The sequence below is a fragment of the Streptomyces blastmyceticus genome (assembly GCF_039521185.1).
Taxonomy (GTDB): domain Bacteria; phylum Actinomycetota; class Actinomycetes; order Streptomycetales; family Streptomycetaceae; genus Streptomyces; species Streptomyces blastmyceticus.
Window position 1 is genome coordinate 584,489 of record NZ_BAAABW010000008.1, and the last position, 11,975, is coordinate 596,463.

The 11,975-nt window shown below is 69.8% G+C and carries 14 protein-coding genes; 9 read left to right on the forward strand and 5 right to left on the reverse strand.

Annotated elements, in window-relative coordinates:
* Positions 1–201: 201 nt before the first annotated feature.
* Positions 202–975, reverse strand: coding sequence for a GntR family transcriptional regulator (locus ABD269_RS08925; protein ID WP_344117234.1), 774 nt, complete (start codon positions 973–975; stop codon positions 202–204).
* A 158-nt stretch (positions 976–1,133) separates the two neighbouring features.
* Here ABD269_RS08925 and ABD269_RS08930 point away from each other — a divergent pair, with 158 nt between their 5' ends.
* From ABD269_RS08930 to ABD269_RS08950, 5 genes are all read left to right on the forward strand, one after another.
* Positions 1,134–1,490, forward strand: coding sequence for an SCO3933 family regulatory protein (locus ABD269_RS08930; protein WP_344117235.1), 357 nt, complete (start codon positions 1,134–1,136; stop codon positions 1,488–1,490).
* Positions 1,490–2,794, forward strand: coding sequence for an FtsK/SpoIIIE domain-containing protein (locus tag ABD269_RS08935; RefSeq protein ID WP_344117236.1), 1,305 nt, complete (start codon positions 1,490–1,492; stop codon positions 2,792–2,794). The genes ABD269_RS08930 and ABD269_RS08935 overlap by 1 nt, the downstream gene beginning before the upstream one ends.
* Positions 2,791–2,988, forward strand: a complete 198-nt coding sequence (locus ABD269_RS08940; RefSeq protein ID WP_344117280.1) for a hypothetical protein — start codon at positions 2,791–2,793, stop codon at positions 2,986–2,988. The genes ABD269_RS08935 and ABD269_RS08940 overlap by 4 nt, the downstream gene beginning before the upstream one ends.
* Positions 2,989–3,280: 292 nt before the next feature.
* The gene (locus ABD269_RS08945; protein ID WP_344117278.1) at positions 3,281–4,648 is read left to right on the forward strand and encodes a replication initiator; all 1,368 of its coding nucleotides are present in this window, start codon (positions 3,281–3,283) and stop codon (positions 4,646–4,648) included.
* Positions 4,641–5,276 carry a recombination directionality factor gene (locus ABD269_RS08950; RefSeq protein ID WP_344117238.1) on the forward strand — a complete coding sequence of 212 codons (636 nt, stop codon included), beginning with the start codon at positions 4,641–4,643 and terminating at the stop codon, positions 5,274–5,276. The genes ABD269_RS08945 and ABD269_RS08950 overlap by 8 nt, the downstream gene beginning before the upstream one ends.
* A gap of 61 nt (positions 5,277–5,337) precedes the next feature.
* On the opposite strand, the gene ABD269_RS08955 is transcribed toward ABD269_RS08950, so the two are convergent.
* Positions 5,338–7,092, reverse strand: coding sequence for a recombinase family protein (locus ABD269_RS08955; RefSeq protein ID WP_344117239.1), 1,755 nt, complete (start codon positions 7,090–7,092; stop codon positions 5,338–5,340).
* A gap of 198 nt (positions 7,093–7,290) precedes the next feature.
* Between ABD269_RS08955 and ABD269_RS08960 the strand changes: the two genes are divergently transcribed.
* On the forward strand, positions 7,291–7,860 hold the full coding sequence (locus tag ABD269_RS08960; RefSeq protein ID WP_344117240.1) for a hypothetical protein: 570 nt from the start codon (positions 7,291–7,293) through the stop codon (positions 7,858–7,860).
* A 31-nt stretch (positions 7,861–7,891) separates the two neighbouring features.
* Here ABD269_RS08960 and ABD269_RS08965 read toward each other — a convergent pair whose 3' ends face one another.
* From ABD269_RS08965 to ABD269_RS08975, 3 genes are all read right to left on the reverse strand, one after another.
* The gene (locus ABD269_RS08965) at positions 7,892–8,620 is read right to left on the reverse strand and encodes a GAF and ANTAR domain-containing protein (RefSeq protein ID WP_344117241.1); all 729 of its coding nucleotides are present in this window, start codon (positions 8,618–8,620) and stop codon (positions 7,892–7,894) included.
* Between the two features lie 5 nt (positions 8,621–8,625).
* Positions 8,626–9,357 (reverse strand): ANTAR domain-containing protein, encoded by a 732-nt coding sequence (locus tag ABD269_RS08970; protein ID WP_344117242.1) that lies wholly within the window; start codon positions 9,355–9,357, stop codon positions 8,626–8,628.
* Between the two features lie 68 nt (positions 9,358–9,425).
* A complete protein-coding gene (locus ABD269_RS08975; protein WP_344117243.1) occupies positions 9,426–9,809 on the reverse strand; it encodes an STAS domain-containing protein in 384 nt (127 codons plus the stop codon).
* 474 nt (positions 9,810–10,283) lie between these two features.
* Here ABD269_RS08975 and ABD269_RS08980 point away from each other — a divergent pair, with 474 nt between their 5' ends.
* The 3 genes from ABD269_RS08980 to ABD269_RS08990 all read left to right on the forward strand — a co-directional run bounded on the left by ABD269_RS08980 (position 10,284) and on the right by ABD269_RS08990 (position 11,965).
* Entirely contained in the window at positions 10,284–10,619 is a 336-nt protein-coding gene (locus tag ABD269_RS08980) for a YnfA family protein (protein ID WP_116212635.1), read from the forward strand.
* A 93-nt stretch (positions 10,620–10,712) separates the two neighbouring features.
* Complete coding sequence (locus tag ABD269_RS08985; protein ID WP_301886536.1) at positions 10,713–11,471, forward strand: SDR family NAD(P)-dependent oxidoreductase; 759 nt, start codon at positions 10,713–10,715, stop codon at positions 11,469–11,471.
* Between the two features lie 113 nt (positions 11,472–11,584).
* Positions 11,585–11,965 (forward strand): VOC family protein, encoded by a 381-nt coding sequence (locus ABD269_RS08990; protein WP_344117244.1) that lies wholly within the window; start codon positions 11,585–11,587, stop codon positions 11,963–11,965.
* Positions 11,966–11,975: the final 10 nt, after the last annotated feature.

Consider the following 11,975-nt stretch of genomic DNA (forward strand, 5'->3'; position numbering starts at 1 on the left):
GCGGCTGGACGCTGGCCGGCTTCGCCCCAGGCTCTTCTGCAGGTCGCCTTCCGCACTGCCAAGTCGCGCTCGGTGCGGGCGGTGGGGCGCCCGGCCGGGACCGGCCGTCAGGCCGCAGCCCGGTCCGGGGCGGCCCGGCCGCCCGGCGCGCCGCAGGCGCGCCCTTGAGTAAGTGAAGAAGGTTTCGACCGATCGCCGGTCTCAGGCGCGGGCGCGGCGGCTGGCCGGGGCTTTGTCGGGCGTGATGCGGTAGGTGAGTTGGGCGCGGTCGGCGCTGACGCGGAGCTCTTCGAGGAGCAGCGGCTGGTCGTTGGTGCCGTGGGTGGTGCGGGTGGTGTGGAGGACGGCGGTGGCGTCGGTGAGCTGGAGGGTGGCGCGTTCGTCGGGCCTGGGGATGCGGGCGCCGACGGTCTCTGACCACCACAGCTTGTGCCCGGCCTTGGCGAGGGCCGCGTAGATGTCGGTTGGCTGGCTGTCCGGGGCCTCGCCCAGCCCCGTGCCCTCGGCCGTGGCGAACGGGATCAGTACGCGGTGCATGAGGCGTGTGCCGGTCTTGGGGTCGGCGAGCAGCCAGTCGCAGGCGAAGAGTGCTTCCCCTTCCTCCAGGCCGAGTTGGGGGCCGGTGACTGCGGTGGTGGTGCGGTAGGCGGCCGGTTCCTCGACCGGCTCCCACACCTCGTCCCCGAGCATGCTGAACGTGCGGCCGGTGCTGGTCACGGCTCGGTTGATGGTGTTGACCGGTGCGGGCAGGGCGCGGACGTAGCTGCCCTTGCCGTGGATGACCTCGATCAGCCCCTCGGACCTGAGTGCGGCGACGGCGTTGCGCACGGTGGGGCGGGAGACTCCGTAGCGGTCCATGAGCTGGGACTCGGAGGGGACGGGTGCGCCGGGCGGGATCTCGCCCGCGGTGATGGCGTTGCGGATCTCGGCGGCGACCTGCTGGTACAGGGCGCCGGGTCGCTGGATCTCTCCCACTGTCGAACTCCCTTTGCGTGAACGGGTCGTTGGTCTTACGTCACTCGTCAGCATAAGTGCTTGCGCGGTTGGCGCGATAGGTGCATAGTCGTCACTCGTCAGCACGAGTGACGTCAGTGTGATGCTGACGTCTGATTGGCCAAGGAGGCCAACACCCCATGCAGTCAATCCCTGTTGATGTCTCCCGGCTCGGCGTACTGCGGTGCGCTGTCGCGCCGGAACCGAAGCTCACCGGCTTCGGGACCAAGGAAGTCAAGAAGGACAAGGAGGGCAACACGGTCTACACCGTGGCCGTCACGGTCCGGCAGGAAGGCCGCCGGATCTCGGTCATCGAAATCTCCGTCACCGGCGAGCCGAAAGGCGTCGTCGAGGGCGGTGAGGTGCGGGTGACGGGCCTGGAGGCGTTCTCCTGGGCCATGGGCGACCGGCACGGCATCAGCTTCCGCGCCGCCGCCATCACCCCCGCACCGGTAGCTGCTCCGGCCGCTGCTGCTTCGAGGGCGGGTGGTGCCTGATGGGACCCATCACGCTCGCGTTCTTACTCGCGGCCCTCGCCTGGGCCGTCGTCGCCGGCGCCCATGTGCGGGAGCGGCACCCGGTGTGGTTCTGGTACCTCACCGGCTACCCCGCCACCGCCGTGCGGGTCGTGCGGACCTGGCGCAAGGTCGCCCAGCTCAACGACCTCGCCGTCTCGCCCCGCCCCTCCCGCGGCCTCGTCGGCGACCTCGTCGTCAAGGGTGAGGCCCTGCGCCCGGTCGCGCCGCGGATCTCGTTCCCCCGGGCGACCCGTGCCGGCTTGAGCGTGGAAGTGCGGTTGCACCCCGGTCAGACGCCGGGGCCGTTCATCGCGGCGGCGGATGCCCTGGCCCACGCCTGGCGCGTCCACGCCGTACGCGTCACCTCCCCCGAACGAGGACGGGTCTCGCTGGTCGCGACGGCCGGTGACCCACTCCAACGGCCCGGCCTGGCGCACGCGCCCGCCGTGTTGCTGTCGGCGCTGATCGGGATCCTGGAGAGCGGCGGGGCGTGGGTGATGAACCTCCGGCAAGTCCCGCACTGGCTGATCGTCGGCGCAACGCAGTCGGGGAAGTCCACGCTCCTGGCGCGGCTGGTGGTGAAGCTTGCCCCGCAGCCGGTCGCTCTGGTCGGGATCGACTGCAAGGGCGGTATGGAGCTCGGTCTGTTCGAGCCTCGCCTCTCCGCCCTCACCACCTGCCGGAAGGAAGCCGTGGCAGTGCTCGGCGCGCTCGTTGCCGAGATGCAGGTACGGATGGAGATCTGCCGGTTCGAAGGGGTCCGCTCGATCTGGGAGCTGCCCGACAAGCTCCGCCCCGTGCCCGTCGTCGTCCTCGTCGATGAGCTGGCAGAGCTCTATCTCTCGGACGGCACCAGGGAGTCCAAGGCGGAGGCGGAGAAGTGCTCCGTCCACCTCCTGCGCATCGCCCAGCTCGGTGCAGCCCTCGGCCTTCACCTGGTCGTGGCCGGGCAGCGGGTCGGCTCCGATCTCGGCCCCGGCGTCACCGCCCTGCGCGCCCAGCTCTCCGGCCGCATCTGCCACCGCGTCAACGACCCCGGCACCGCCGAAATGACCCTCGGCGATCTCAACAAGGACGCCGTGACCGTCGCGCAGTCGATCACCTCGGAGGAGAAGGGAGTGGCAGTGTGCACCGGTGCCGACGGCGGCTGGGGCCGGGCCCGCTCCCACCTGACCACCGTCGAGGACGCCCGCAAGATCGCCGCGGCCTGCATGCACCTCACCCCGGAACTCCTGGGCGTGCGGCGGGCGCTGCTGATGGCCGGAGTGGGTGAAGCCACGTGAAGGACACAGCCGTTCTCCCGCTGGTGGTGGTGCTCGGGATCATGACCGCCCTCCTGGTCAACTCCCGCGATGTGCGCTGGTGGCAGGCCGTACTGATCGGCCTGTTCGGCGTCTACCTGGGCCAGACCCCGGTGATCTTCACGATCAACAGCTTCATGACCTGGTGCCTGTCCGGCTTCACCCACACCCACTGAAAAGGCAGGCCAGCATGCCCATGCGCCCCGTGCGCTGCCCGATCTGCAAGGGCGAACGACGGATCAAGACCTACACCGGCCGGTGGCGTCGCTGCCGCTGCTGCCGCGGCACCGGCACCACCCGCTGAACCCAGACTCCACCCCCGCATCGAGAGGACGACCCCATGGACGACCCCGGACCACCAGCCACCAACCGCGCCGCTGTCAGAGCGGCTCACCCCGGGAGATCACCACCATCACCGCCGTAACCACCCCGGCTGACCGGCGCGCCGCCCTCGACCGCGCGGCGCGCCTGCGTCAGCTCACCGAAACCGACCAAGACGCCATCAGACTCGCCCAGGACCCCCAATTCGGCCGCTGGCTGGAGCAGATCACCACCACCGGCGGCTGCGCCCACCCGATCCACCTCACCGGACGCACCACCACCCGCGACGCGGCCACGGGCGAGATCCTCCACCACTACGACACCCGCAACGAGCCCGGCGAACGGCTCCTCGTCCGCTGCCGCAACCGCCGCTCCTCCGTCTGCGCCCCGTGCTCCCGCCTCCACGCCGGAGACACCTACCACCTCGTCCAAGCTGGACTCACCGGCGGCAAAACCGTCCCCGACAAGGTCCGTGAGCACCCCCGGCTCTTCGTCACCCTCACCGCCCCCTCCTTCGGCCCCGTCCATGGAGCCGCCGACGGGAAGCGCTGCCGACCCCGGCGCGACGCAGGCGAATGCGACCACGGGCGCCCCCTCGGCTGCCCGGCCATCCACGCCACCGGTGACCGGCTCATCGGCCAGCCGCTCTGTCCCGGCTGCTACGACTACCCCGCCCACGTCCTGTGGCACGCCAACGCCGGACAACTCTGGGACCGCTTCACCCGCGCCGTCCGCCGCCACCTCGCCACCGCCGCAGGGCTCGCGCAGTCCCGCTTCCCCGACCACGCCCGGCTCTCCTTCGCCAAGGTCGCCGAGTACCAGAAACGCGCCGCCGTCCACGTCCACGCCGTCGTACGCCTCGACGGCCCGCACGGCCCCGGAACCCCGCCCCCGCCCTCGGCCTCCGCCGACCTCCTCATCACGGCGGTGCGTGCTGCGGCCCGCTCCGTCGTGGTTCGCAGCCCGTACAGCCCGGCCGCCGGGGAACACGCCCTCCGCTGGGGCACCGAACTCGACGCCCGCCCCCTGCGCGCCACCGACAACACCCTCGGCCTCGCCGACGACGCGGTCGCCGCCTACGTCGCCAAGTACGTCACGAAGGGCGCCAGCGACACCGCAGCCGGCACCGACCACCGCCTCCTGACCTGGGACGACATCGCGGCCGTCCCCGCCACCCCGCACGTCCAGGCGCTTATGCGGACCTGCTGGCACCTCGGCGGCCTGCCCGAGTACGCACCCCTCCGGCTCCGCTCCTGGGCCCACACCCTCGGCTACCGCGGCCACATCCTCACCAAATCCCGCGCCTACTCCACCACCTACACAGCCCTGCGCACCGAACGAGCCGACCACCACCACGCCGGACTCCAACTCCCCGACACCCCAGACGCGATCACCGACACCCACTGGCGCTACCTCGGCTCCGGCCACACCCCCGGCGCCACCCTCATCGCCGCCGGAATCGCCCAAGACCTCGCCACCAACCGCAAGATCGCCCGTGAGGTGTTCAGTGCCTGACGACCTCGCAGGCCACCTCCGCTCCGGCCACATCGTGGACAACCTTCCTGTCTCGCTCCCGAGTTGGTGCGTCACAACCAGCGAACCGGACATAGCCAAGGCGGTATCCCGGCTGATGGGAGGACAACCCGAGAGGCGGAGGACCGATGGCGGGGATTGTCTTGAGATCCTCACCGACACGGACAAGGTAATGATCGTCGTGGATACCCCGACCGCCGTGTCCTCCGAAATGCGGCTGTGGAAGAGCTCTCAGCTCGTGCACCACTGTGACGGTGCCGAGTTTCTGAGCCCCACAGACAGGCGAGGCACGCCATGCGGTTGCCCGCCGACCTTTGCTGAGCGGAAAGCCGCAGCGATGGAATTCCGCGGACCCCAGCCGAACTCGGCGATCACGTTCCGCCTGGCTGATGACGCGGCTCTCGGCTTCTTCTTCTACAGATCGACGAGTTGGAAGCTCGCCGAGTCCATACAAAGCGTGACGGCGGCCATTGAGCGCATCGGCCGCCGAGCATTGGCGGAACTCGGCATGGAACTCGTCACATGCACCACGAGGAGCGGCACGCGGGTGTCGTACCGAAAGCCGGTCATCAAGGTTCTTGGCCCCTGGCACGAAGCGGCATCTGGATAGAGCACTGTACGACCAAGCGAAAGCCCCGAGGAGGTGTCCCCCTCGGGGCTTTCTACGTGCCTTACGCAGCAGCGGTCTCCGCTGCCTGCTGCTGCCCTGCCATCAGAAGCTTCACGCGCTCCTCCACCCGACAAGTACGGCGACTACCGCCCCTGCCTGCCGCCTTACTCACGCGGACTTCGTCCACGAACAGCCCGACCAACATTCGCCGGTCGGCGACGGTGGCGTTCTTCCACCAGGAGCCCTCTCCCAACGGGTCACCATTCGGATCTTCGGTGTAGGTCCACTCCTCGATCGGAAGCGCGGGCACCTCTGGTCCGCCCACGTCATCGATCCGACGCTCGATCGCTGCGAGGCGGCTCTCCAGCGACTCCTTGTCGGCCAGGAAGCGGGCCCTACCGATCTTGCCCTCGTAGATGCCCGAGTTGAGGTCATCGTAGAGACGGGTGATGGAGTCGGTGATCTCTGCGCGTTCCCCGGTGAGTGCGGCGCGTTCACCGCTCATCTCGGGCCGCTCTCTGAGCTTCGCCAGCCTGAGAGTGGCTTCCGCGATGATGGCGAGAGTCTCCGGCTTGTCCTCCGCGGTCATGAGGACGGCCATGATCCGGCGTGCCACGTACTCGTCCACCTCCGCCTGGTTGATGGTGAGCCCGCCCTCATGCTTGCCGGCTTCCACCACACCGGACGCCCGGCTGCACTTGTAGATGCCCGGCGAGCCGGTCAAAGGGCGGTCGCACTCGCACTTGAGCTTGTCCATGGCCGTCAAAAGGTACGACGCACTCCAGGTCACCCCCTTCACGCCTTCGCGTCCGTCCAGCCACACTTGGAGCTCGAACCACCGAGGAGGAGGGATGAGTGCTTTCCCGATTGAAATGGGCTCGCCGGTCGCATCCCGAAGAATCTTGTAGCCCTCAATCGTTCGGGTGGGGTTTCCGTCCCTGTCCTTTCGATACACCGGATCGGCTGCGAATCCCGCGAGACGAGGATCGGAGAGGACACGCTTCACGGTGGGCTTGCGCCACGCACCGCCATTTTGGCTCGGCACCTGATTCACGTTCAGCCAAGTGACGATAGCGCCTACCGAAGCGGGATGCGCACTCTTCTTCCCCATCCAAGGCTTGTCCTTGAATTCGAAGATGCGATCCACCATGCGGAGAATTACGCTGCCCTGGTCCGTTCCGTCCTCGCTTGCAGGGACTGGACGGAGTAGGCGGATAGTGACGACGACCTCCTTGCCGTCCACCATCCTCCTCTCGGACACAGGGTAGCTCTCCATCCCGTAGGGAAGTGCCCCTCCCGCCCACCCGCCCAGTTGCTTGGCTACACGCTTGGCGCCAGCGATTGACTCACTCTTGTTCTTACTGTCCTGATGCGCCGCATCGAGCCGCATGATCAACATGATGAGTTCCATCGTGTTGTCCGGCGAGAACGACCCCTCCGAAACAGAGGTGATCGTGACCCCGAGCGAGAAAAGCTCAAGGACTACGGGGATTGCGTCTTTCGGCTCCCGACGAGAGAACCGGGTGACGTTGAAGACGATGATTTCTTGGATCTTGCGGGCGCGGCAATCATTCAGAAGCCGCTCGAAGTTCTTGCGCTTCGCGTTCGGGTCGTAGCCGGAAACGCCGATATCGCGATAATGGCCCGCGAATTTACACCCGCGGTCCCGGGCCTTCTTTTCCGTGGCCCTGTCCTGCGTCTGCGGACTGGCTTCCGACTTGTCGGATTTCTTCTTCGACTGACGGGTATACCCTGCTGCTACCCGGAGCGCGGCTGCAACGTGCTCCGGGTGCCCAGCTTCAGTGGTGTGGGTCACACAGGGACGGTACCCTAACTACCCCAGTTCGGTGAAGCTGGGGCTTCATATGGGTAGCTCACGCTAGCCATGGTCTCAGAGCCGCGCACCGAGTCGTCTTCGGGCGTTTCACACGCCGTTCACGGGGGAGGTCTCTGAGACGATGATCGGGTTGCGCGGCGGGGGCTGTGCTGCGTAAAAAAGCGGTCGGGTGGAGATATGCATCGCGGTGGCGGACTGGGCGAGGGCACCGATGACCTGGGGCCCGAGCGAGCCCAGAGGTCCCGCAGGGGGCGTCACAGGGGCCGCCGCGAAGAAGACGGCGTGGCAAGCAGCAGGAGTGGTGGCCGGGTGGGGGTGACCTACAAGTACTTCGGGGCGCCCAACAGCGCCGCCGCGGCCAACGTCCCCATCTCCATGCGCCCCGAGGAGCTCGGCGGTGACGAGCTCGGCATGGGCGGCATGTTCACCAAGATCAAGCCGGAGACGATGGCCGCGATGGTCCTCACCGGCATCGAGGGCATACCCCTGCACAAGGTCCCCCCGCTCGAACTGGTCGTCCTCCACCCCGACTACGCCGTCGTCAAGCTCCCCATGACCGTCGTCGACCCGCTGCGCGGGATCGGCGAGGAATCGGTGGGCGCCGCCGCCTTCATCTGGTCCACCGTCCCCGACCGCGGCGGCCCGCGGGACGCGTTCACCGTCTACCAGCTGCTCCGCGAGTGGCAGGACTTCTCCCACCGCCTGCACGAGAACGGCCACCAGCCGTACTGCCTGGTCTGGCCCTGACCGCCCCGGCCCGCCCGGCCCCGTACGGCGGTCAGCGCGGTGCGAGCAGGTCGGTGTCCAAGCTGCCCTGCACCACCTCCTGCGCGAGATCCGCCAGCCGCAGCTGCCGCGGGCGGGCGTAGCTGCGCAGGCTCTCGAAGGCCTCGTCAAGACCCACCTGCCAGCGCTCGGCCAGCACGCCCTTGGCCTGCTCGATCACCACCCGGCTGTGGAGCGCGGCCTGCAACTGCGCCTTGTCGATGTTGCCCTGCTCGATCGTGCGCTGCTGCAGGATGGCGATCGTGGCCACGTCCGCCAGTGCCTGGGCCAGCTGGACATCGGGCTCGGAGATCCGCCCGCCACGGGAGTCGAAGAGGTTCAGCGCACCGATGACCTGATGCCGCAGCCGCATGGGAATGGCGTGCGTCGTACGGAAACCCGCCGCGCGGGCACGGGCCGCGAACGGCCCGAAATCCGACGTCGCCCGGGAGGACGACAGATCGATGTCCAGCTGCGCCTGCCCGGTGCGGTAGCACTCCACGCACGGGCCCTGGTCGTGCTGCAGGGCGAACAGCTCCAGCAGCCGGGTGTGCTCGTCCGAGGCGGCGATGACCTGCAACTCGCCATAGGGGTTCACGATCATCACGCCGACGGCCTCGATGTCGAGCAGTTCGACGCACCGGGCGGCGAGCCGGTGCAGGAAGTCGATCAGATCGAAGTCGTCGATCAGCGAATCGACGGCCTCGACCAGGATCTCCAGCGTGCGTTGCTGGCTAGCCATGGCCATCATCCCCTTTTCTCGAAAGACGGGTCCGGCCCGTCGTCAGTGTGTCGGAAGTGCAATCGGCGGGCCACGACTTCCTCCGCGACCCCCATCAGGGGGAGCTCGTGCCGATAGGCGTGGGCGCGCAGCAGCACCAGGGCCTGGGCGACGGTCACCCGCGCCTGGACGCTGATCATCCCGCTGGCCTGGTGGACGACGGCCCGGTGCAGCTGCGCGGCGGACTCGGCGGAGGCGAACGCCGCGGCGTGCTCCCCGCCGTCCAGCACCACCGCGGTCACCGCCGCGGCGAGGATCAGGGCGTCATCCATGGCGGCCCCCGTCAGCGGGCCCACCCCGGTCCGCTGCGCGGTCAGCACGCCCAGGCACGCGCCGCCGATCCGCAGGGGGAAGCAGAAGAGGGCGTCCACCCCGAGCCCCGTCAGTGCCGGGAGCAGCGCGGGCCACCGGTCGGGGCGGACCCGCCCCAGATCCGGCTCGACGACCACCGCACAGGAGCCCAGGGCATCCACCCCCGGCCCCTCGCCGAGCGTGTACTGCTCGTCCTCAAGGCGCTCGCTGACACCCGGGGAGGACCACACCAGCTCGCTCAGCGACCCGGCCGTGGCGAGGGAGACCGCGACCCCGTCCACGCCCAAGACCCGGGCGCACTCCAGCGGGTTCCCGCCGATCAGTCCGGGGCCCGAGCGTGCGGACATGTCGCGCAGCACGCGGGCCATGCCCGCGCTGGTAGCCACAGATGCCACCCGCTTCCCGGGCCGAACCCCCACACGCCACCCGGAACGGGCGGCCTGTCGGTTTCACCCTACGCCCGGGAGCCCCGGTCGGGGCTGCCGTCGAGGGCGTCGAGATCGGCCAAATCCGTCAGCGAGGCGACCGGTGCGAAGACCTCCAGCAGATCGGCCAGCCGCATGACCTTCAGCGCCCACGGCCGGGTGCACAGCACCGCGAACCGGCCGCCCGCCGCGAGCACTCCGGTGCGGGCCCGGCACATCACGCCCAGGATCGCGCAGTCGAAGAACGTCACCTCGCGCAGATCCATCACCACGACGGGCTTCTCCAGCGCGAGCAGCCGCACCAGCAGCCGCTCGACCTCCGGCACCGACTCGATGTCGAGCTCACCGGTCAGCCGCAGCACGCCCCACCGGCCCACCACACGGATATGCGACGCGCTCTGCCACTCGGTCACGAGTGCTCCCCCTGCGTGGACGGCATGAGACAGCGGCAGGGAAACAGGGCCTTGCACACCGTCGCCACCAAGGTCCGGGGCAGCTGCTACGAAGATACGGGCCACCGCCACCGCGCAAGGGCCGGAACGCGTTCCGGGCTCCCGAAGGTATGAAAATAGCTGGAGCAGGCCTTCGGGTGCGGCGATCGGTGATTGACTCTCCAAGGGTCTGTACCCGCCGATGGCCGAGACCTCACCCACCGGTCACGGCCGACCGCCCGGCCGCCTTCCGGAGGGCCCCTCTCCGCTCTAGGGTGGGCCCGTGGCCCCGGCCCCCGGCCGCCGTCTCCCCCGGACGCGCCGGACGCCTCCCGCCCTGCCGTCGCCCCGAGGTCGTAGACAGGCCGGCCGGTGCCCCCGCCAGGGGAGGGCGGGACCACCGGTCGGCTCCGGCCGTCGCGCTCACGGCCCCGCCCGGCACGTAGCGTGCCTCCCATGCTCACCTTCCGCTCCATCGCCCTCTTCCTCGTCGCCGCGCTCCTGGAGATCGGCGGCGCCTGGCTCGTCTGGCAGGGCGTGCGGGAGCACAGGGGCTGGGCGTGGATCGGCGCCGGAGTGATCGCCCTCGGTGCGTACGGCTTCGTCGCCACGCTCCAGCCGGACGCCGAGTTCGGCCGCATCCTCGCCGCGTACGGCGGGGTCTTCGTCGCCGGGTCCCTCGCCTGGGGCATGGTCGCGGACGGCTACCGCCCCGACCGCTACGACGTGGCCGGGGCGCTGGTCTGCCTCGCCGGGGTCGCGATCATCATGTACGCGCCGCGCGGCCGCTGACGCCGCCCGCGCACCGGGCCCGGACAGCTGCTCGAACGGCGCCCGCATATCCTGCGAGCGGATCCCGCACGCAGGCACCCCAGGAGGCCCACCATGACCACCCGCACCGCTGTCATCACCGGCGCGAGCAGCGGCATCGGTGCCGCCACCGCCCGGCAGCTGGCCGCCGCGGGCCACCGCGTCGTCCTCACCGCCCGCCGCAAGGACCGCATCGAGGCCCTGGCGGCCGAGCTCACCGCGGCCGGCCACGAGGCCGTCGCCCACGAGCTCGACGTCACCGACCGTGCGGCCGTCCTGGCCTTCGCCGACCAGCTGGACGGCTCCGTCGACGTCCTGGTCAACAACGCCGGCGGCGCGCTCGGCGCCGACCCCGTCGCCACCGCCGACCCCGCGGAGTGGCGCACGATGTACGAGGTCAACGTGCTCGGCGTGCTCAACCTGACCCAGGCGCTGCTCCCCCGCCTCGTGCAGAGCGGCGACGGCACCGTGCTGATCGTCTCCTCCACCGCCGGGCTCGGCACCTACGAGGGCGGCGGCGGCTATGTCGCGGCCAAGCACGGCGCGCACGTCATCGCCGAGACGCTGCGCCTGGAGCTGTGCGGGCAGCCCGTGCGGGTCGTCGAGATCGCCCCGGGCATGGTGAAGACGGACGGGTTCGCCGTCACCCGCTTCCGCGGCGACGAGGAGAAGGCCGCCGCGGTCTACGCCGGGGTCGCCGAGCCGCTGACGGCCGAGGACGTGGCGGACACCATCACCTGGGCGGTCACCCGCCCCTCGCACGTGAACATCGACCTGCTGGTCGTGCGCCCGCGGGCGCAGGCCGCCAACCACAAGGTGCACCGCGAGGGCTGAGCGGGCCCGGGACCTGCGACGCAGGACCGGAGACCGATGACAAGGAAGATCATCGGGAGCTACCTTCGGCACAGCGGCCGCCACGGGGGACGGCCTGTGCGAAAGGAACTCCCATGCGTGTCACCGGCTTCGACCACCTCGTCCTGAACGTCTCCGACGTCGAGCGGGCCCTCGCCTTCTACTGCGGCCCGCTCGGCCTGGAGCCCGTCCGCGTCGAGGAGTGGCGCGCGGGGAAGGTGTCCTTCCCCTCCGTGCGCGTCTCCCCCACGACCATCATCGACCTGGTCGACCGCGCCCGCGGCGAGTCCAACGTCGACCACATCTGCCTGGTCGTCGAGCCGCTGGACTGGCAGACGGTGATCGACGCGGGCACCTTCACCGTCGTCGACGGACCGGGCAAGCGCTACGGCGCCCGCGGCAACGCGGAGTCCCTCTACGTCCTCGACCCGGACGGCAACACGGTGGAACTGCGCTGGTACCCGCAGGACGCGTGACGCGCCCCGC

Bases quoted from the DNA above. Each gene is read 5' to 3' on its own strand.
- ABD269_RS08965 (WP_344117241.1), bottom strand. From the start codon at position 8,620: ATGGCTAGCCAGCAACGCACGCTGGAGATCCTGGTCGAGGCCGTCGAT.
- ABD269_RS08985 (WP_301886536.1), top strand. From the start codon at position 10,713: ATGACCACCCGCACCGCTGTCATCACCGGCGCGAGCAGCGGCATCGGT.
- ABD269_RS08935 (WP_344117236.1), top strand. From the start codon at position 1,490: ATGGGACCCATCACGCTCGCGTTCTTACTCGCGGCCCTCGCCTGGGCC.
- ABD269_RS08960 (WP_344117240.1), top strand. From the start codon at position 7,291: ATGCATCGCGGTGGCGGACTGGGCGAGGGCACCGATGACCTGGGGCCC.
- ABD269_RS08980 (WP_116212635.1), top strand. From the start codon at position 10,284: ATGCTCACCTTCCGCTCCATCGCCCTCTTCCTCGTCGCCGCGCTCCTG.
- ABD269_RS08930 (WP_344117235.1), top strand. From the start codon at position 1,134: ATGCAGTCAATCCCTGTTGATGTCTCCCGGCTCGGCGTACTGCGGTGC.
- ABD269_RS08990 (WP_344117244.1), top strand. From the start codon at position 11,585: ATGCGTGTCACCGGCTTCGACCACCTCGTCCTGAACGTCTCCGACGTC.